Source organism: Sphingosinicella sp. CPCC 101087 (assembly GCF_004151485.1).
Classification (GTDB): Bacteria; Pseudomonadota; Alphaproteobacteria; order Sphingomonadales; family Sphingomonadaceae; genus Allosphingosinicella.
Genome location: NZ_SBFF01000004.1, coordinates 292342 through 312565, shown reverse-complemented (window position 1 = coordinate 312565; position 20224 = coordinate 292342). Strand labels below are relative to the sequence as shown.

The 20224-nt window shown below is 65.3% G+C and carries 13 protein-coding genes; 9 read left to right on the top strand and 4 right to left on the bottom strand.

The features are described from left to right. Positions 1-33: 33 nt before the first annotated feature. The gene (locus tag EKM57_RS08725; protein ID WP_206185354.1) at positions 34-1152 is read right to left on the bottom strand and encodes a pyridoxal phosphate-dependent aminotransferase; all 1119 of its coding nucleotides are present in this window, start codon (positions 1150-1152) and stop codon (positions 34-36) included. A 106-nt stretch (positions 1153-1258) separates the two neighbouring features. Continuing rightward, positions 1259-2962, bottom strand: a complete 1704-nt coding sequence (locus EKM57_RS08720) for a DUF885 family protein (protein WP_165357292.1) — start codon at positions 2960-2962, stop codon at positions 1259-1261. Positions 2963-3319: 357 nt separating this feature from the next. Here EKM57_RS08720 and EKM57_RS08715 point away from each other — a divergent pair, with 357 nt between their 5' ends. The 7 genes from EKM57_RS08715 to EKM57_RS08685 all read left to right on the top strand — a co-directional run bounded on the left by EKM57_RS08715 (position 3320) and on the right by EKM57_RS08685 (position 14736). After that, positions 3320-6187 carry a TonB-dependent siderophore receptor gene (locus EKM57_RS08715; RefSeq protein ID WP_165357290.1) on the top strand — a complete coding sequence of 956 codons (2868 nt, stop codon included), beginning with the start codon at positions 3320-3322 and terminating at the stop codon, positions 6185-6187. 49 nt (positions 6188-6236) lie between these two features. Beyond that, the gene (locus tag EKM57_RS08710) at positions 6237-8471 is read left to right on the top strand and encodes a prolyl oligopeptidase family serine peptidase (protein WP_129792094.1); all 2235 of its coding nucleotides are present in this window, start codon (positions 6237-6239) and stop codon (positions 8469-8471) included. Then, on the top strand, positions 8472-10148 hold the full coding sequence (locus EKM57_RS08705) for a DUF885 family protein (protein ID WP_129792093.1): 1677 nt from the start codon (positions 8472-8474) through the stop codon (positions 10146-10148). Next, positions 10145-10624: a DUF3830 family protein gene (locus EKM57_RS08700; RefSeq protein ID WP_129792092.1), complete on the top strand. Its 480-nt coding sequence runs from the start codon at positions 10145-10147 to the stop codon at positions 10622-10624. Before EKM57_RS08705 ends, EKM57_RS08700 begins: the two co-directional genes overlap by 4 nt. A 16-nt stretch (positions 10625-10640) precedes the next feature. Further along, complete coding sequence (locus EKM57_RS08695) at positions 10641-11531, top strand: bile acid:sodium symporter family protein (protein ID WP_129792091.1); 891 nt, start codon at positions 10641-10643, stop codon at positions 11529-11531. 143 nt (positions 11532-11674) lie between these two features. Continuing rightward, the gene (locus tag EKM57_RS08690) at positions 11675-12973 is read left to right on the top strand and encodes an FAD-binding oxidoreductase (RefSeq protein ID WP_165357288.1); all 1299 of its coding nucleotides are present in this window, start codon (positions 11675-11677) and stop codon (positions 12971-12973) included. Between the two features lie 14 nt (positions 12974-12987). After that, positions 12988-14736, top strand: coding sequence for a DUF885 family protein (locus EKM57_RS08685; RefSeq protein ID WP_129792089.1), 1749 nt, complete (start codon positions 12988-12990; stop codon positions 14734-14736). A gap of 20 nt (positions 14737-14756) precedes the next feature. Here the strand turns inward: EKM57_RS08685 and EKM57_RS08680 are convergent, their stop codons facing one another. After that, complete coding sequence (locus tag EKM57_RS08680) at positions 14757-16562, bottom strand: tetratricopeptide repeat protein (RefSeq protein ID WP_129792088.1); 1806 nt, start codon at positions 16560-16562, stop codon at positions 14757-14759. Positions 16563-16689: 127 nt separating this feature from the next. On the opposite strand from EKM57_RS08680, the gene EKM57_RS08675 reads away from it, so the two are divergent. Then, positions 16690-18078 carry an amidohydrolase family protein gene (locus EKM57_RS08675; protein ID WP_165357287.1) on the top strand — a complete coding sequence of 463 codons (1389 nt, stop codon included), beginning with the start codon at positions 16690-16692 and terminating at the stop codon, positions 18076-18078. Between the two features lie 8 nt (positions 18079-18086). On the opposite strand, the gene EKM57_RS08670 is transcribed toward EKM57_RS08675, so the two are convergent. Beyond that, a complete protein-coding gene (locus EKM57_RS08670; protein WP_129792086.1) occupies positions 18087-18560 on the bottom strand; it encodes a MarR family winged helix-turn-helix transcriptional regulator in 474 nt (157 codons plus the stop codon). A 383-nt stretch (positions 18561-18943) separates the two neighbouring features. Here EKM57_RS08670 and EKM57_RS08665 point away from each other — a divergent pair, with 383 nt between their 5' ends. Next, on the top strand, positions 18944-20212 hold the full coding sequence (locus EKM57_RS08665; RefSeq protein ID WP_165357286.1) for an HD-GYP domain-containing protein: 1269 nt from the start codon (positions 18944-18946) through the stop codon (positions 20210-20212). The last annotated feature ends 12 nt before the right edge of the window (positions 20213-20224 follow it).

Below are 20224 nucleotides of genomic sequence, written 5' to 3'. Positions count from 1 at the left end.
GCGGCCATGGGCGCCTCGAACCGTCCCCTCCCGTCAGAGCCGGTTGAAGAAGCGGCTCAGCCTTTCCATCGCCTCGCTCACCCGCGCCTCGGATTCCGAGCCGAAGCAGATACGCAAATGCCCTTCGCCCGCGGGTCCGTAGAAGGACCCCGCTTCCGTCACGACATGCGCCTCGTTCAGGATCGCCATGGCGAGCGCTTCCGAGCTGTGCCCGGTGCCGCTTATGTCGGGAAAGGCGTAGATCGTGCCTTCCGGCGCGCGGCAGGTGACTCCGGGCATCTGGTTGAGCGCACGCACGACCAGGTCGCGCTTGCGCCGGTCCTGCTCGACCATCTCCTGCATCGGCGCCTGCGGACCGGCCACCGCGGCCAGGGCCCCTTCCTGGACGAAGACGTTCACATGCGTCACGTCGGTCATGATGATCCGCAGGATGGCCGGGATCAGCTTCGCGTCGGCGGAAAGATAGCCGATCCGCCAGCCGTCCATCGAATAGGCCTTGGTGAAGGCGAAACAGGTGATCGTGCGCTCGCGCATGCCGGGAAGGCTGGCGATGCTGACATGCTCGGCCTTGTCGTAGGTGATATATTCGTAGACCTCGTCCGACAGGACCAGCAGATCGTTCGCGATCGCAAGGTCGGCGACATGCTGAAGTTCTTCGCGAGAATAGACCCGGCCGGTCGGATTCGCCGGATTGACGAGCACGATCATCCGGGTGCGGGGCGTGATCCTGGCCGCGATGGCTTCCTTCGATATCGCGAAATCGTTGGCGGCATCGAGCGGTGCGGTGACGACGCGCCCACCCGCCAGTTCGGTCTTGCCGATATGCTGCGGATAATAGGGCTCGAGCAGGATGACCTCGTCGCCCGGATCGATCGCGGCCATGAAGGCGGCGAAGGACCCGTGGGTGAGGCCGTTGGTGACGAGTATCTCGTCGAGCCCATAGTCGAGCCCGTTGAAGTCGCGCAGCTTGGCCGCCAGAGCCTCGCGCAAGCCAAGCGTGCCCCGAAAGTCGCCATAGTGGACGATGCCGGCATCGAGCGCGTCCTTGACCGCATCCTTGATGTGTACGGGGGTGTCGGCGTGCGGGCGGCCGAATTCGAGGTGGATGAGGTCCAGGCCCGCGGACTCGAGCTGCGCAGCCTGCTCGTACATGCCAAAGCTCTTCCTCGAGCTTTGAATCAGGCGCCTTGACGGCCATTTCATCGATTGGGGCTCCGGGGTTGGACTGCTGCTCGGGGTGGTCGACGAAGGGTCGGGCTCAATCGAGTTCGAGCTGTGTCAGCGGTCTATGATCCCAGAGCCGCGCGACCTCGTCATCGTGGCCGGTGAGGTCGTATCGCAGCAACGATACGGGAAGGCGGCCGGCGCTCATCAGATAATCGTGGAAATCGCGCAGCGAGAAATCATCGCCGAGCTGCCGGCGTCGATCGACGAGGAGCCGCTGGAGCTGCATCATTCCGATCGTGTAGGTCATCCCGTACCCCGGCGGGCGGCGCAGGTAGATGGCCGCATCCACCCGGGCGACATTGTCGTCGAGATAGGGTGTCCATTCCTTCCAGAAATTCATTACCTGCTCGACGTTCATCTCGTTGCGCTGCATCTTCACGTCGCCGATCGTCCGGGCGGCGCGGAACAGCCCGAAGATGTAGATGAGCTCGCGCGTGCGGGGCCGCTCGTCGAACAAGCCGAGCTGGAGCGCCATTTCCTCGAGATAGAATCCCCAACCTTCCGTGCGTCCGCTGTCCTGGACATGGGCACGGATCGGGTGCTGGATCCGCCGAGCCGCATGCCCGTCGAACCGGTGGCCGGGGAACGTGGCGTGCAGGTGGTCGGGTGACGCGTCGCGGAACTGGACCTGCTCCCAGAACATCGGCCCATCTGGGCGAACGATCCACGGCGCGTTGTAGCCCATCTCCTGGTAAGTCTTGGGCATATAGTCGGGGACGCTAAGGATCTCCTCCTCGACCAGCCAACGTCGGATCATCGCGTCGGTCCCGGCAAGCTGCGCTTCATATTCCTCCTCGGAACGGGCCAGCTCGAGCTCGGGAAGATTGCGGTTGCGATGCCGCTCGGCGGTATAGAAGGCCCAGTGACGCTCCAGCTCGCGCTGGGCGAGCACGACGATCTCGTCCGACGTATAAGGCATCAGGCGGACGTTGGTCACAAACCAGTCATAGGCCGCCCGTCCCACGCCGGCCTGTCCGGTCATGCGGGGCCGGTTGGCCACCAACCACTGGCGATATTGCTCGATTGCCTCCTCGGCAGCCCGGATATCGGCGACCAGCTCCGGCTGCTGCCGTTCGGCCCGCTCGCGCAAATCCGCGAACCAGCCGATCAGGCCTTCCGGCTCCACCGCCCGGTAGGGCATGCCGTGGCCCACGCCATCGCCGTTGGAGAGATTGTGCAGAGCGAGATCGGCATAATCGCCCGCCACGGAATCGAGATTGACCCTGGCCTGGGCCAGATAAGCGGGAATGCGGCTCAGTCGGGTCCGGAACGTCGCCAGCTCGTCCCCCTGGAGCGGCAGTTCGGTGTAGGCGAGACGCTGAATCTCGTCGATATACATGCCGGGATCACGCGCCCACGGCTTGGTGACGTTGAGCGTGAAATCCTCCAGGTCGAGCTGCGCACGGACGGCGAGATAGTCGACCTGCTTGTGACGGTCCCAGGTCGCGACCGAAAAAGCGGGCAGTCGCGCCTGAAAAGCCCGAAGCTGCTCGCGGCGCCGATCGACGGCCGCAGGGCTATAGTCGACCACCCCGTCGGCCGGACGTGACGACCGCCATTCGTGGAATTCGGTAAAGAAGGCGACGAAGTCTTCGTAGCTGCCGGGCCCTCGGGGCGGGCCGGCCGGGTCGGGTGCGGTCTGCGCATTCGCTTCCGTCGCGACGGCGGCCGACGGCGCGAGCGCCGCGCACCCCGCCAACAGCAAGGCGGCGAATAGACCCGTTCCCTTTAGCATCTGTCCTCCTCTGCCGCGCCGGGCGGCGGCGCAGTCTGCATGCGATGTCGACATACGCGACTGAATCATGTGATTTTGGACATTGTTTCAGTTTTGCGCGGTCGTCAACCTCTCGCCAGGCGCCAACTGGCCGCTTTGAAGGTTCGGAGAGGTCCAGGAATTTGCCGCGTAGCGATACTGTCGCCTCACCGATTCGAGCGATCTTTGCTCGGCCGCATGGTGCCCCCGCAACGCCAGAATGTCGTCAATTTTTCACTTTTGTGTCGAACCCGCTTGATTGCCTGCTCCAGTTATGCTCAAAATCACGCATATCTTCACTCAAAAACGGTTTGTCGCTGCGGCGGGAGGAGCAAGACCATGGGATCGAAGGGGGTTATGGCGAGGCGCAGGTCTCTCAGGGACGGCACGGCGATCATCCTCGCGGCATTCGCCGCCGAAGCGGCGGTCGCCCAGACGGCCGACGACGCGATCGCTGCCGAATCGGCCGCGAGCCAGCCCGGGGCAGAGGATTCGATCGTCATCACCGGCTCGCGCATTCCGCGGCCGGACATTGTCTCCAACAGCCCGGTCAACGTGATCAGCGCGGAGGAAATCCAGCTGACCGCGGCCAACGAAACCGAGCAGATCCTGAACTCGATGCCGCAGTTCACGGCAGGCTTCGGCTCTCAGTCGAACAATCCCGGCAACGGAACCGCGACGGTCAACCTTCGCAACCTCGGTACGGTGCGTACGCTCGTCCTGATGAACGGCCGTCGGATAGTCGGCTCGGGCGAGGACGGGGTGGTCGACATCAACCTGATTCCGCCGGCGCTGATCGAGCGCATCGACGTCGTCACCGGCGGCGCCTCTGCCGTCTACGGCTCTGACGCCATGGCGGGCGTCGTCAACTTCGTGATGAAGGACGATTTCGAGGGCGTGGAGATCGGCGCCCAGGCCGGGATCTCCGAGCGCGGCGACTCGGCCCGCTACAATGTCGACCTGACCGTCGGCGGGAACTTCGCCGAAGGTCGCGGCAACATCGTCTTCTATGCCAACTACTTCAAGCGTGAGCAGACCTTCGCTTCGGCGCGCGACCATGCGACCGAATTCCTGGTCGACTCGGTCCAGAACGGCGTCGGCGTGCTCGTCCCCGGCGGAAATGCGGTAACCCCGCAAGGCACCATCTTCTCGCCTGCCCTGGTCGGCCGTACCGATCAGTTCGGCAATGTGATCGGCCCTCAAGGCATCTTCTTTGCCGAGGAAGGGTGGCGCGCCTACCGGACCAGTGACGGCTTCAACGACCGTCCGTTCAACAATCTCCAGCTCCCGCTCGAACGAATCCAGGGCGCGGTGCTTGGCCACTATGACGTCACCGATGGCGTCACCTTTTTCTGGGAAGGCACCTATGCGCGCAACCGGGTGAAGTCGGCCCTCGGCCCGCTGCCGATGAGCAGTTCCGGCTTCATCCCGGGTTTCCAGCTCGACCTGCGCAACCCCTATCTCGATCCTTCCCTGCGCGATTTCCTGAGCGCCAGCCTGGACGGGGACGGCGACGGGCTGGTCCCGCTCAACATCAACCGCCGAGTGCTCGAATCCGGTCCGCGCACCAGCGACCAGCAGCGCGACTTCTGGCGCGGCGTGATCGGCCTGAGGGGCGGCCTCACCGATCGCCTGAACTGGGAGGTCTTCTTCAACCATGGCGAGAACGACCTCACCGACCAGCAGGGCGGCGGGGTCTATATCGACCGCTTTGCGGCGATGTTCCTCACCGACCCGGACGATCCCTATGCCTGTGCCAACGGCGATCCGAAATGCGTCGTCATCAATCCGTTCGGCCTCGGCTCCCTCACGCCCGAAATGGTGGACTATTACGACGTCGACCTGACGAACATGACCCGGGTCCGCCAGACCCAGGTCGGCGGAACGCTCTCCGGGTCGCTCTTCACTCTGCCTGCCGGCGACGTGGGTATAGCACTGGGCGCGGAATATCGTCGCGAATCCGCCAGCTTCAGGCCCGACCAGCTCTACGTGCTGGGAGAGGCGATTTCCCGCTCGGCCGGTCTGCAGCCGACGGGCGGCAGCTATGACGTCAGCGAGGTGTTCGGCGAAATCTACGTTCCGATCCTCGCCGATCGCCCCGGTTTCGAACTGCTCGCCTTCGAAGGCGGCGTCCGCTACTCCGATTATTCGACCGCTGGCTCGGTCGTCTCCTACAAGGCGGGCGGCGAATATTCTCCGATCCGGGGCATCAAGTTCCGCGGACTGTACCAGCGAGCGGTCCGCGCGCCGAACATCACCGAGCTTTATTCCGGTGCGACGAACACGGCTCCGCTCGCGACCGACTTCTGTAATGCGACGCCGACCCGAACGGCCGCCGAACGCACCTTCTGCATGGAACTCGGCGTTCCGGCGAGCCTGATCGACGTATTTCAGCAGGAGAATGTGCAGATCCGCGCCATCACCGGCGGTAACCCCGACTTGCACGAGGAAACCTCCGACACCTGGTCTGTGGGCGCGGTCATTCGCCCCGAATTCGTGCCGAACCTGCAAGTCACGGTCGACTATTACAACATCAAGATCAGCGACGCGATCGCCGTGTTCGGCGGCGGCCTCCAGCCGACCATCAACGCCTGCAGGACCGAGCTGTCCCTTGCCAACCCGTTCTGCGTCCCCCTTGCGACCCGCACGCCGGACGGCCAGCTCCAGGACGTTCCGCTGCTCAACCAGAACATCGCCGAGATCACGGCATCGGGCATCGATTTCCGCCTGGACTACCGGCACGGCATCGGACGCTATGGAGAACTTTCCTACTTTCTCGCCGGCGCCTACCTCTTCGAGAATGAGACGACCAGCAGCCCGGTTCTCAATCCGATCGACTGCGCCGGCTATATCGGCGGAGGAAGCTGCGGCAGCGCCAACCCGCATTGGCGCTTCACCCAACGCCTGACATGGGAGCAGGACATCTACCAGGTGTCCCTGCGCCACCGCTTCATAGGGTCCGCCACCGACGGGCGCTTCGCCGCCGCGATCTCGACCGGATCGGCGCCGCCGCTGCTGGCGGTGCCGAAGACCCCGGACGTCCATTATTTCGACCTTTCCGCCAGCGTCCGCATCAACGAGCGGTTCAGATTCTATGGCACGGTCGACAATTTGTTCGACCGCGATCCGCCCTTCCAGCTCTACGAGCGCCAGACCTACGATGCGATCGGCCGCCGCTTCACCGTCGGCATTACGGCAAACTTCTAGGATGCGACGCACTCGACTTCCGAGCGGCAGATCGTTCAGGTAGCCCGTCATGAACAGACACCGCATGCTCTCCATGGCGGCGGCCGCGCTGCTGCTGCTCGTCACGATCGTTCCCGCGAGCTCCGCGCAGGCCCAATCGCATGCGCGGGCGGCGGGAACGGCGGCCGTGCCGGGGACCAGCCTCTCGATCGACGAGCTCTACCAGCATCGGAGCCTGATCGGCACGACGCCGGAAGGCTATAGCTGGTCGGCCGACGGCAAGAGGGTGCTCTTTCTCTGGAACGACGAAGGTTACAGCTTCCGCGACTTGTGGGCCTACGTCCCGGAGAGCGGCGAACGGACCCGGCTCACTTTTCTCGGGAAGGACGTGCCGCCAGAGACCGAGAAGCGCGGGATTGCGGAGGCCGTCTTCCTGCAGGGAGATCGGATCGCCTTCGCGCTGGACGGCAAGCTTCATATCCGCGAGCCGGACGGCGCGATTATCCCGGTCGAGCAGGACAAGCAGGCCGTGCGCCAGCTCGCTTTGTCCCCCGACGGGCGCCACCTTTCCTTTCTTTCCGGCGCCCCCTTCGATCCGCGCAACCGGGTCACGCGCGGTGGCATCCTCTGGACCCGCGATGCGGCCGCCTCACGCCCAGACAGCGCGCGCCGTGTTGCGGGCGAAGACGATCCGAAGGTCTATGTTTCGTCCTATCATTGGTCCTCCGACAGCCGAACCATCGCCTTCGAGCTGTCGGACGATCGGGCCATGCCTGAACGCGACATCTATCATTATGCCAAGGGCGAGCTTCAGAACAATCGCGTGATCCGCGCCTTTCCCGGCGACGAGACGACGCGCACCCAGATCGGAACGGTCAACCTTTCGACGCTCGAGACACGCCTGTTCGAGCGGCCTGATCCGAAGCATCACGTCTGGGGCTTCGGCCTTTCCGAGGATGGCCGTCGCCTGTTCATCAACAGCTCCGACCTCGAGGTGAAGGAGCATGTGGTCTACGTCTACGAGGTTGCGAGCGGGAGGCGCGAGATTTTCTACCAGGAGCGCGACCCACGCCATATCCGTCCGGATTGGCGGGTGGCCTGGGCTCCCGGCGATCGTGGGCTGATCATCCTCACCGACCGGGACGGCTATCTCCATCTCTACCACAAGGAGACCGCCCAAAGCGCGCCGCGGCAGATCACCCATGGTGAATGGGAAATCGAGTCCTTCGCGGTCGATGGTCGAAGCGAGCGGGTATACTTCGTTGCCAACGAATCCCACCTGGCGGAACGACAGCTCTACCGCGTCGGCCTCGCCGGCGGGGCTATCGAGCGGGTGAGCCCGAGCACGCCCGGCACCCACGCGCCCGTTTATTCTCCCGACTTCCGCCGCATAGCGAGCTTCTTCACCAACGATATGACGCCGCCCGAACTGTTCGTCCTCGATCCCGATCGGCCGGATCAGCCGGCGCAGGTGACCCGTTCACCCCAGCCGGAATTCTCCCGCCAGACCTGGGCGGACATCAGCTATGTCGAATTTGCCAGCCATGTCGACGGGACTCCGTTGATCGGCCGGCTGAGCCTTCCCGCCAACTATGACCCTTCCAGGCATTATCCCCTGATCGTGGGCTCGGTCTATTCCGATGCCGTCCGCAACCAGTGGGGCGGTCGCCGCGCTCACCCGACCTGGGGCATCGACCAGTATTTCGTCGCCCAGGGCTACATCGTTCTCAACGTCAACATCCGGGGAAGCTGGGGCCAAGGACGGAGCCACACGCACGGCCAGCTCCACAGCTACGGCGAGACGGACATCAACGACCTGGAGAGCGGCGTCCGCTATCTCGTCGAGCAAGGCTTTGTCGACCCGCAGCGGGTCGGCATCTGGGGCTCCAGCTATGGGGGTCTCATGACGATCATGTCGCTGGCCAAGAAGCCGGGAGTCTATGCGGCGGGCATTGCGGGCGCGCCTGCCACGAACGTCTGGCACGCTTACCCCTCCCAGATGTGGATCATGGGCCCGCCGGACGGCCCGGACATGCCCGCCCGATACGAAGCGCAGTCGCCGCTGTTCCAGGTGCAGGGCGTCCGCGATCCACTGATGATCATTCACGGCACGCGCGACCCGGTCGTGCTCTACTCGGATACGATCGCCCTGGCCGAGCGGATGATCGCCAACGAGCAGATGTTCGAGCTGGTGACGCTGCCCGGTGCCAACCACGCCTGGGCCAGCGACAATCTCGCCCAGACCCGCTTCGCGTTCAAGAAGATGGTCGAGTTCTTCAACCGGCATTTGACTCCGAACCCGTAGATGTTGGGGCGACTCCTGCGCATGGTCATGACCGGCAGCCTCCTTGCCGCAGCCTGCTCGGCATCGGCGCAGCCCGTGCAGGCGCTCGCGCAGGAATTCTGGGCGTGGCGGGCGCGTACCCAGCCCGCCACCAGCGACGACATTCCTCGCATCGTCCGGCCCGACAGCTGGGTGCCGGACTGGTCTCCCGAGGCAGTGCAGGCACGGCAGGCGCAGCTGGCCGCTTATGAGGGCCGCTGGCGCGCGCTGGCGCAAAGCCCCGGCAATGTCAGCGAGCGGGTCGACTACCGGCTGGTCGGCTCCGCGCTTGCGCGCGTGCGCTGGGAGCTCGACCATGTCGCGGCCTGGCGCCGCCAGCCTCAATTCTATGTCGATCAGGCACTGATCCCGATCTTCGAGCTGCTCCTGCCGCCGCCGCCCGTCGCCGCGGAACGCGTCGAAGGCGTGATTCGGCTACTGGAGCGAGTTCCGGCGACGCTCGCCGCGGGCAAGGCCAATCTCGACGACATGCGCGGCCCGTTCGTCGACGTGACGCTGGCCCGGCTGGGTCTCGTTCCGGAGAGCCTCCAAGGCATGGCGGCCGGCCTGGAGCCCTATGCCGACCCGGGCCAGAAGCGCCGGATGCTCGCTGCGATCGACCGCGCCGCTGCCGCATTCGACCGGTTTCGCGACCACCTCGTTGCGAGCCGTGCCGGCCTTCCGTCGGAAACTGCCGTCGGTCGCGACGCCTACCTCTTCTTTCTCGAGCAGGTCGCACTCTATCCCTACAGCCCGGAAGAGCTGCTGGTGATGGGCAGGCAGGAATGGGCCCGCACGGTGCAGTTCGAGGCGCTCGAGCGGAACCGCAACCGAGACGTGCCCGAGCTGCCAATCGGTCCTTCGATCGACCATGTCCTCGCCCGTTTGAATGCCGAGGAGCTGCGGGTCCGCGCCTTCCTCGACGCGCAGGGCCTGCTCACCGTTCCGGATTGGGCGGGACATTACAAAGCGATGGCCTTTCCTGCCTATCTCGCGCCGATCGGGTGGCTGGGCCGGACGTTCGACCTCACGAGCGTGGCGCGGGTCGGGCAGGATGCGACCGTCTACCTTCCGGAACCGTCGCCGTCGCTCGGCTACTTCAACCTTTCGATCACCCGCGATCCGCGGCCGATCATCGTCCACGAGGGTGTGCCGGGCCATTTCCTCCAGCTGACGATGAGCTGGCGGCATCCCAATCCGCTACGCCGCTACTATTACGACAGCGCGGCGAACGAAGGGACGGGCTTCTACGCCGAGGAGATGATGCTTCAGGCGGGTCTGTTCGACGATTCGCCGCGCACGCGGGAGATCATCTACGGCTTTGCGCGCCTGCGGGCCCTGCGCGTCGAGGTCGACGTGAAGCTGGCGCTCGGCGACTTCACCATCGACCAGGCTGCCGACTATCTGGAGGCGGCCGTTCCCATGGACCGCGCCACCGCCGAGGAAGAAGCCGTCTTCTTCGCCGCTTCGCCCGGGCAGGCGATAAGCTATCAGATCGGCAAGCTGCAGACGCTCGATTTCCTGGCCGAGGCACGCACCCGTCTTGGTGATCGGTTCAGCCTGCGACATTTCCACGATTTTCTGTGGCAGAACGGCAACGTCCCGATCGCGCTGCAGAAGGAAGAGTATCTGACCATGACGCGGGCGATTGAACGATGACCCTCATCAGAATCTCCGAGGTGGTTTCGGGCCTCGACGCTCGCTGCACCCTTCTCGAGAAGGAGGCACCGGCTTCCTGCGCCTTCCTCCTGGAGCTGGCGTCGCGGCGCGCCACCTTCGAGGCGATGCACGCGGTTTGGACCGGTCCGGAGCTCTCCGTGCCGATGCCTTCGGACCTGCTCCCCACCGACATGCCGCGCCCCGAGATCAGGGCCGAGAACGCCACTTCCTTTCCGTCCTCGGGAGATGTCGTTCTCGCTTACCTCCCGGCGGGCAGCACTCAGGGACTGCCTCCGGGGGACTTCTACGACGTCGGGATATTCTACGGTTCCGGCGGTCGCTTGCTGATGCCCTTCGGGTGGATCCAGGCGAACGTCTGCGCGCGCATCGTCGATGAGGACCTTGCCAAAGCGCAGGCGGACCTGCGGATGATCCGGCGGAACGGGGTCTGCCAGATCACCTTCGAAGCAGCCTGAGCGCAGGGGCCGGCACATGTCCTATTCCGACCTGATGGCGTTCATGGGCGACTGGCTGCTGCCGGGGGCGCTTGTGGGAATCATGGTTTCCATGGGGCTGTCCCTGGTCGCCGACGACTTCCGGCAGGTTTTCCGCAACAGGCGCGCTCTGATCATCGGACTCTGCTCGATGCTGATCGTGCCGCCGCTGATCGGGCTCGCCATCGCGCTGACGCTTGCGCCCACGCCGGCGCTGGCGGTCGGCTTCATTCTCCTCGCGACTACGCCGAGCGGCATGCTGTCCAACTTGTTCACCGACATGGCCAAGGGCGATCTCGCTTTGTCGATGTCGATGACGCTCCTGCTCAGCATGGTCTATGTCTTCATCGTCCCGTTCTACGCTCACCTGGCGATCCTCCACTTCCTGGGCGTGGAAGCGAATGTCGAAGTGCCGCTGGCTTCCTTCTTCTGGGACATCTTCTCCATCACGGTGCTCCCCGCCGGTATGGGGTTCCTGATCCGCGCGATCCGCCCGGACTTCGCGATCTGGATCAAGGGTCACGTCAAGCGCGTGGCGACGGTCGTCCTGTTCACCTCGTTCGGTTTCATCCTCGCCGATCAGATTCCGGTGCTGCGCGAGAATCTCGGCGCCCTGTTCTGGATCACGGTCGGGCTCAACGTGGCGATGATCACGCTGGTGATGCTCCTGGTGCGCTTCGCCGGCCTCACCAGGCGCGAGAATGTCGCGATCGGGATCGAGCATCTGATGCGGCAGGAGGGCACGGCCATCTTCATCGCCGTTTCGATCGTGGGCAATAACGAGATGTCGTTGCCAATGATCCTGAACACCCCGGTGGCGCTCGTCGTCGTGCTGATCTTCGTGGCCATCGCGCGCCGAAGAGCCGGCGCGGCCGTGGCCGCCGCCTAAGTCACGACATGCGCGCCATCCCCGCGGCGCCAGGGAAAATCGAGTCCGATGACATCGCAGCCGATACTTGCCCTCGGAAGGGCGTTCTTTCCTTCCGGCACCGCCTCCACGCTTCTCATTGCTCCCCCGGGACCGAGGGCAGGATGAGCCGGACCTCAAGCGCACCGGCCGAGCCGTGCGCCTCTTCTCCGTCCTTGTGGCAAGGTACGGCGCCGGCCGGTCCGGCGCTTGAGCCGCTCGCCGGCCATGCGGAAACGGACGTGCTGATCGTCGGCGGCGGGATTGCCGGAGTCTCGACCGCGCTGCACCTCGCGGAGGCGGGAAGCGACGTTCTCCTGGTCGAGGCCGGCGAGCTGGGCAGCGGCGCCACGGGTCAGAGCGGAGGCCTGGTGGCTCCCGATTTCGTGCGCCACAATCCGGATGCGGTAGGCCAGGCGTTGGGCCGAGCGGCCGGTGAGCGGCTGACACGCTTCGTCGGCGGCTCGGCGCAGCGCTGCTTCGAGCTCATCGCGCGGCACGGCATCGACTGCGACTCCCGCCAAGACGGATTCTATTCGCCGGTCTGCACGCCCAGCCGCGCTTCTGCGCAACGTATCGCGGCCGAACAGTGGCGCGCGCGGGGCTTCGACGTGGCCACTCTCGACGCGCGCGAGACGGAGCGCATGATCGGGACCTCGGCCTATTGCGGTTCGTCGCGCTTCGGGCAGGGCGGCTCGCTCAATCCCATCGCTTATGTCCGCGGCCTGGCGCGGGCTGCCGCTTCGGCCGGGGCGCAGCTGCACATCCGCACCCCTGTCGAGGCACTCGGCTATGTCGGCGATCGCTGGCAGGCGCGGACGTCCAAGGGAGTGGTGAGCGCGAGGCGGGTCGTACTGGCGGCCAACGGCGGCAATCCCGGGTTGCACCCGGCGATGGACCGCTCGGTTCTGCCGCTCGAGGTTGTCGAATTCGCCACGGAGCCGCTGTCCAGCGATCTCCGTACCCTCATCCTTCCCCAAGGCGGGGCGTTCACCGACAAGGCTCCCTATATCTTCACGGCGCGCTACGACGGCGCCGGACGTCTGATTTCGGCTTTCCCCAAATCCTACTTCGTTTCCGGACAAGAGGCCTTTCGCGCCGAGGCGAAGCGGCGATTGGGGAAGTGCTTCAAAGGGCTGGAGACGGTGGGCATCGAGGTGCTCTGGGAGGGGGTGGCGTGGATCAACGCCTCGTTTCTGCCGGAAGTCTATGACCTCGGTCAGCAAGCTTATGCGATTCAGGCCTGCAACGGCCGCGGAATATCGATCAATACGGCCATCGGCATCGAGCTGGCGACGGCGCTCGTGACCGGCGACCTGGAGGCCCTGTCGGTGCGCCCGCGTCAGCCCAGCCCCATCCGCTTCTACCGGGGTGCGAAGCTGCTGCCGAAGGCGATGATGACCATGGCCTATCTGTCGGACTGAGGAGGGAGCTTCGCGTGGCCGGATTGATTGTCCGCCTGACCAGGTCGATCGGGCTCGGGGCCGCTGCCCTCGCGCTCGTTGCGGCCGCGCCTCGAACCGAGCTTTCGGAGATCATCGCCAGCTACGAACGGTTTACCGAACGATATCCAATGGAGGCGGGCCGCTCCGATCCTTCCCGCGCGCCCGAAGGGTGGCCGAGCGAGACGCCCGGCGCGATGGCCGAGCGTCGGAGCGGTCTCGTGGCCCTGCGCGACGCGCTCGCCGCGACGGAGGGGCAATCGCTGTCTGACGAGGAGGCGATCAATCGCGACTATCTACGCCAGCTCGTCGACTGGCGTATCGAAGGCATCGACTTCGACGAGCGCCGCTTCGCCTTCGTCGCACATGAGGGCTTCTACAATACGCCTTATTCCGCAGCACGCTCGACGATCGTCCGGAACGAGGCCGATGCACGCGCCTGGATCGACCGACTTTCGGCCATTCCCGCTTATTTTGCCGAGCAGCGCGCCAATCTGGAGCGCGGTGTCGCCACCGGCTGGACACAGCCCGAGCGCGTGGTGGACGTGGCGGTCAGCGTTCTTCGGAATCATTTCGGGCGGCGGCCCGAGGACGATCCGCTCCTCGATCCTCTGAGGGAACTGCCTGAAAGCGAGGCATGGATCGCCGAGGCGACGGCCATTGTCGCGAACCAAGTCCGGCCGGCGCAGCGCGAGATGCTGGCTTATATCGATGGCGCCTATCGCGCTCGCGCGCGGCCGGCGATCGGTATCGCCTCGATCCCGCAGGGCCGGGCCTATTACGACTTCCTCTTGCGCTACTATACGACGACGGACCTCAGCGCCGAGCAGATCCACGAGATGGGCCTGGCAGAAGTGCAACGCATTCGCGGCGAGATGGACAGGGTCATCGCCTCGGCCGGATTCCAGGGCAGCTTCGCCCAATGGCTGGAGTTTTTGCGTACCGATTCCCGCTTCTATGCGACCAGCCGCGAGCAGCTGATCGAGCGCGCGAGCGCGGTTGCGAAGCGGATCGACGGCGTGCTTCCACGCTATTTCGGCATGCTGCCGCGTCAGCCGTTCACGATCGAGCCCGTCCCTCGCGACGTGGAGGAGGGTTATACGACGGCGCGTTATGGCGGTGGAGATTTCGCCCGTGGTTTCCCGGGGCGCTTTCTCGTCAACACCTCGCACCTGGACCAGCGGCCGCTGTACGAGCTACCTTCGCTGGCGCTTCACGAGGCGGCCCCCGGCCACCACACCCACTTCGCACTGACCAGCGAATATGACGATCTGCCGGCCTTCCGGCGCCAGCGCGACATGCTTGCCTATCGCGAGGGATGGGCTCTCTATGCCGAGAGGCTGGGCCACGAGATGGGCGTCTACCGCGACGCCTATGAAGCCTTTGGCAGCCTGTCCAACGAGATGTGGCGAGCGTGCCGGATGGTCGTCGATACGGGGATCCATGTGATGGGCTGGAGCTACGAGCAGGCCCGCGACTGCTTCGTCGAGAATACGGCGCTCGCCGACATCAACATCGACACGGAGCTCGCCCGCTATATCGGCGCGCCTGCCGGTGCGGTCGCCTACAAGGTGGGCGAGCTCAGGATCGTGGCGCTTCGCGCCCGCGCCGAGAGCATGCTGGGCGACCGGTTCGACGTGCGCGCTTTTCACGATCTGATCCTTGCCCAGGGCCAGGTGCCCATGAGTGTCCTGGAACGGCTCGTCGACCGCTGGATCGCGGACCGCCAAGGCGCAGCCGACTAGGCACGCGCCCGGCATCACGGTCAGGGTCGGGGTACGACGTCGAAGGCGATGGTCGTGCGCGCGACCTCATCCTCGAACGGGATCGTGCCGTGGTAGAAATAGGAAGGGAACAGGACAAGCATTCCGACCTCGGGACGCACCAGCCTGGCGAGAGGCTCGCGCGCGCCGAGCCCGAGCGCGCTCTCGCCGAACTTCAGCCATCCCGAATGCCTTCCGCCGTCCTCCACCGACGGCGGCAGTGCCACATAATAGCATGAGCTGATCCATCCCTCCGGATGGACATGGTTCATATGATAGCCGCCGCGCCCGAGCCGGACGGACCATGAGCCCGAAAAGGCAAAGCCGTTCGACTTGCGCCGCAGGAAGGGATGGCCGGCATCGTCGGGCAGCGAGGCGATGTAGCGCGCGAGGTCGGCCTCGATCATCGCGCGCACCGCCTGGATTTCGGGGATCTGCCGATCGAGCAGGTCGCCGATGGTCTGCGTACCGCCGCGAAGCGTCTGCTCGAGCGGATGGCGGGCCATGGTATGAAGCTCGCCCAGGATGGCGGCGAGGCGCGCATTGAACGCCTGGACGCCGCCCATCCCGGCCGGCGGGCTCAGCACGCGGCTACTGACGAAAAGGTCATGGTCGTTCAGACGAGCCGCGCGGGGATCGCCTAGAAAGTGCCAGCAAAGGCCCCGATAGGCGAGGGCCTGCTGGTCGCCTTCGTCGTCGCCCAGCACCGCAAGAGCCTCGTCATAGCGTTCGAGAAAGATGAGCGAGCGGGCCTTCTCCCGGATGAGCATCGAATTGCCCGGATCCAATACCAGTCCGGCCGCCAACTGGGTGAGGGCTTCATCCGGCCGGCCTTGCGACCACAGCGCCTGGGCGAGGCGATGGCGCAGCTCGGCGCCATCGACTCCGCGCGCCAGGGCCTCGGACAGCAACGCCGCCGCCTCTGCCTGCCGATGGGTGAGATTCAGTTGATGAGCGAAGTCAGCGAGCAGGCCCGCATCGGCCGGGCGGCTGCGCAGGGCCTCGCGATAAGTGCGCAGATGATTGTCCTCGTTGCCGAGCTGCCAGTAGAGGCGGTTGAGCGAAGCGTGCGCGTCCCGGTCGCCCGGCCGGAGGGCGATCGCCGTGCGATAAGCCTCGATCGCCCCGGCGAGATCGCCGAGATCGTGAAGGCAATGACCGAGATTGTATTTGATCTCCGGTGCGTTACGATCGGCCGCCGCACATGCCCTCAGAAGCCCAAGCGCATCTTGCGGCCGTCCGGCAAGGCGCAGCGCAACGGCGAGATTGTGCATCGTCGCCACGTGGGCGGGCCTGAGCGAAAGCGCGATCTCGAGGGCGGCAATCGCCTCGTCGAGCCGCGACTGCGCCCGCAAGGCGCGACCCAGCGCCGCCCATGCCTTGGCATCCTGCGGCGAATCGCGCACGGTCGCCTGGAGGAGAGAGCAGGCTTCGCGGGTCTCTCCGGACGCGATCAAGGCGAGGCCGAGATTGGTCCGCGCGTCGCGGCGCCCGGGGTCCAGCTGCAGGGCGGCCCGATAGGAGTCCACGGCCTCGGAATGGCGGCCGAGCTCGAGCAACGCATTGCCGAGATTGTTGAGGACGTGCGCCTGGCGCGGGTTGGCCTTCAGCGATCGTTCGAACAGCGCGATCGCCTCCAGGTTGGCGCCGCGCGCCCGCGCCAGCATGCCGAGCAGCTGTAGGGCGTCGGGCTGATCGGGCGAGGCATGCAGCACGCGCTGCAGCAGCTTCTCGGCAGCCTCGCTGCGCCCGGCTTGCCCCAGCCGCATCGCCTCGCCGAGCATCTGCCGCATAGACTCCTGCCTCATGGGGTCTCCCAAAGGTCCCGATCGCCCGCCACGGCCGCAAGATGCGCGGCGGCAGAAACCGCTTGTCTCGGCCACACAATCACGCTTTAAATCATGTGTAAACGGTTACAACAGCGGGAGGCGCGACATGGCGAGCCGTCACAGAGGATCGGTGCTCGGGAATGTGCGCCTTCTCCTGATCGCTGCCGCGCTCTCGCTGCTGCCTTCGGCCGCCTCGGCGCAGCGCGGCGCCTATGACACGACGGACGATGTCCGGCGGCTTCCGATCCCACCCGTCGACCGCAGCCATGAGCCGATCATCGCCCTTGCTGGCGGAACGTTGATCGATGGTCGCGGCGGCGCGCCCGTCCCCAATGCGGTGGTGGTTCTCCAGGGCGACCGCATTCTTTCCGCCGGACCGGCTACGTCGACGCCGATTCCTCCGGGCGCAGCCCGAGTGATCGACGCCTCTGGCCTCCACATCCTCCCCGGGCTGATCGATCTGCACATTCACTTCACCCAGCAACGCGGCGACGAGATGGGGCACTACGCCGACAGCCCGGCGGCGGCCGCGATACGCGGCGTCGCCTTGGCCGAGCAGCTCATCGAAGCCGGGATCACTGCGGCGCGCGATGTCGGAACGGTGCAGGACGTGGCGCTTCGCATCAAGGAGGGGGTCGACCGCCGGATCATCCGTGGACCGCGCGTCTTCTGGAGCGGCGGCCTGATCGCCAGCACCGGCGGTCATGGCGACGAGGTCACGTCCACCGCGACCGGTCGGCAGCGCTCGGGCGCGACGACCGGTGGCCGCCGGGTTGCGAATGGTCCATGGGAGTGGCGCGAGGCGGTTCGCGAGCAGGTCAGGAGCCTTGCCGACTGGATCAAGATCAGTGCCCCGGCGAGCGAGGAGGAGATCCGGGCCGCGATCGACGAGGCGCATTCGCTGGGCGTTCCCGTGGCGATCGACAGCTATGGCACCTACACGGACATCGCCATTCGTGCGGGCGTCGACACGCTGGAGCATCCGCTCCACATGAGCGATCGCGCGGTGCCGCTGATGCGCGAGCACGGCACCGCCTTCGTGCCCACGATCGGCGCTTTCCACAACCTGCTGACGACCGGCTATCCCCCCGCCGGGATCCCGGCGGGGGGATTCTATTACACCCATTCCCGGCGGTTCGCGATCGATCAGGAGAAGCATCTTCAGCGGGTCGGCGAAGCGCATCGTGCCGGCGTTCCGATCGGAGTCGGAACCGATATCCCGTTCGAGAACGAGAAACGCTATCCGGACGCCTATTTCCGCGAGCTGGAATATCTGCGCGAAGCCGGCCTTTCGAATGCGGACGTGCTCGCCTCCGCGACCCGCGTCGGCGCGCAGATCATGCGGATGGGAGACAAGCTCGGGACGGTCGAACCGGGCAAGATCGCGGACATTCTGGTGACGGCCGGCAATCCGCTCGACGACTTGGCCAACTTGAAGAACGTTCGCTACGTCATCGCCGACGGCGAAATCGTCGTCGAACGCGACCGGCCCTGATCCGCGGCCTATTCGATCGGCAGCTTGCTGAGATTCTGGCTGATCTTGTGCAAGGTGCGCAGGAGATGCGCGATGTCGCGGTCACTCACCCCTTCCATCGCCCGCACGAACTGGCGGCCGACGATAGGCGTGAGCTTGCGTAGCTTCTGCTGCCCGGCGGAAGTCAGCATCACCTCCGTAATGCGATTATCTTCCGGGTTGGGGGCCGTCGTTACGAGACCTTGTTCGATCATCCTGTCGATTATCCGGCTGACAGTCGTCCGCTTGGTCAATGCCGCTTCGGCAAGGGCGCCAATGCTGGCGGGCTGGCGCTCGCGCAGGACCGTCAAGATTCGATAGATGGGTTTCGAGACACCGTGCTTGTGAAGCACCTTGTCCATATCTTCGTGGTATTTGAAGTCCGCATGCGCCATCAGGTAGAAGGGCGAGTTCTCGAGCCGGAAGTCAGGATTGCTAGGATCGTAGGCGCTTCTGTCGTTCATGTAATTCGGAGCCTTTCATCACCCTTATTACCTGCCAGGCCTGCCGGCATTGGCGCTCAACCGAGACCGATTTACTGCGCCGCGCCGCTCGACTTCCCCTAGCAGGAACCGGGCTCTTGGGGAGCCCATAATCCGTCAAAACGCACATGTCATGTCACGCATCTGAGTGGTCGCGCGCGCGTGCCGATACAGCCGATCGGGCATTCCAACTTTGACATCAAATGATTGATACGGCTGGTGATCCTGCCCGAGCCCAGGTGTGAAAGGCGCCGAGACCTCGCGCGGTCCTCTCGCGCTCAGGGCGCATCACGGTGATGGCCTTAAGGGTTTCCCAACCTTCCTGCGTCACTCACGCCGGGGGCAATAGGGGAGAGAATGGGGGCATGTTGCGGGTCAGGAAGGAGGATCTGCGGCTGGGCATGTACATCCAGTCGCTGGAAGGCTCCTGGTTCGATCATCCATTCTGGCGCACGAAATTCCTGCTCACCGAGGAGGAGGATCTTCGCGCGCTTCAAGGCAGCGGAATCGACACAATCCTGGTCGACGAAGCGAAGAGCCTCGCACCGGCCGTCGCCCATCTCGCGCCCCAGGAGCCCGCGCGCCGGTCGAGCCTTTTCGAGGAGCTTGCGCCGGGGGACCCGCAGCTCTCCGCACCCGCGGCTGCCGAGCCGCGGCGGCGCCGCGTGCCGCGTGTCGATGAATATCGTGCCGCCCAGGCGGTCGTCGAAGACTGCAAGGCCGCCGTGGGCGAGCTGTTCGCGCAAATCCGCCGCGGCAACGCCTCGGCCGTCGAGGATGCGGCGCCGCTGATCAGCGGCATTGCCGAATCGGTGGAGCGCAACCCCGACGCGCTCATCACCCTCAGCCGCGTACGGACGCTCGACGAATATACGTACATGCATTCGGTTGCGGTCAGCGCGCTGATGATCAATCTCGCGCGCCAGCTCCACTTGCCCGCCGAATATGTGGCGCAGGCGGGCACCGCCGGTTTGTTCATGGATGTCGGGAAGGGCCTTCTTCCGCCCGCGCTGCTCGGCAAGCCGGGACTCTACTCGCCCGAGGAGCGGGCGCAGATGCAGCGCCATCCGCAGCTCGGCGCCGAAGCCGTCAAGTCCGCTGGAGAGCTGTCGAGCATCGTGGCCGATGTCTGCCTCCACCATCATGAACGTTATGACGGCAGCGGCTATCCTCACGGGCTGAAGGGCGATGATATCAGCCTCTTCGCGCGCATGGCCGCGATCTGCGATACCTACGATGCGCTCGCCTCGGAGCGTCCGCACCGACCCGCATTTGGTCCGGCCGAAGCCGTCGCCGAAATGTACCGGGTCAAGGGCCAGTTCGACGAGGGCCTGCTCACCACATTCATCAAGAGCATCGGCATCTATCCGGTCGGCAGCCTGGTGCGTCTGGAATCTCGACGGCTTGGCTGCGTCGTCGCCCAGCGTCGCGATCGGCTCACCCGTCCGCTCGTCCGCGTCTTCTATTCCGTTGCCCAGCGCAGCCACTTGCCCGTGGAGGAATTGGACCTCGCGCAGGAGCCCGAACCCGATCGGATCGTGGCGCGCGAGGAGCCGGGGCGCTGGGGCCTCGCCGACTGGGACCGCTTCGCGCTGACCATCATCCAGGGCCAGAAGGCGAAGCGCGCGGCCTGATCGGTTGCGGGC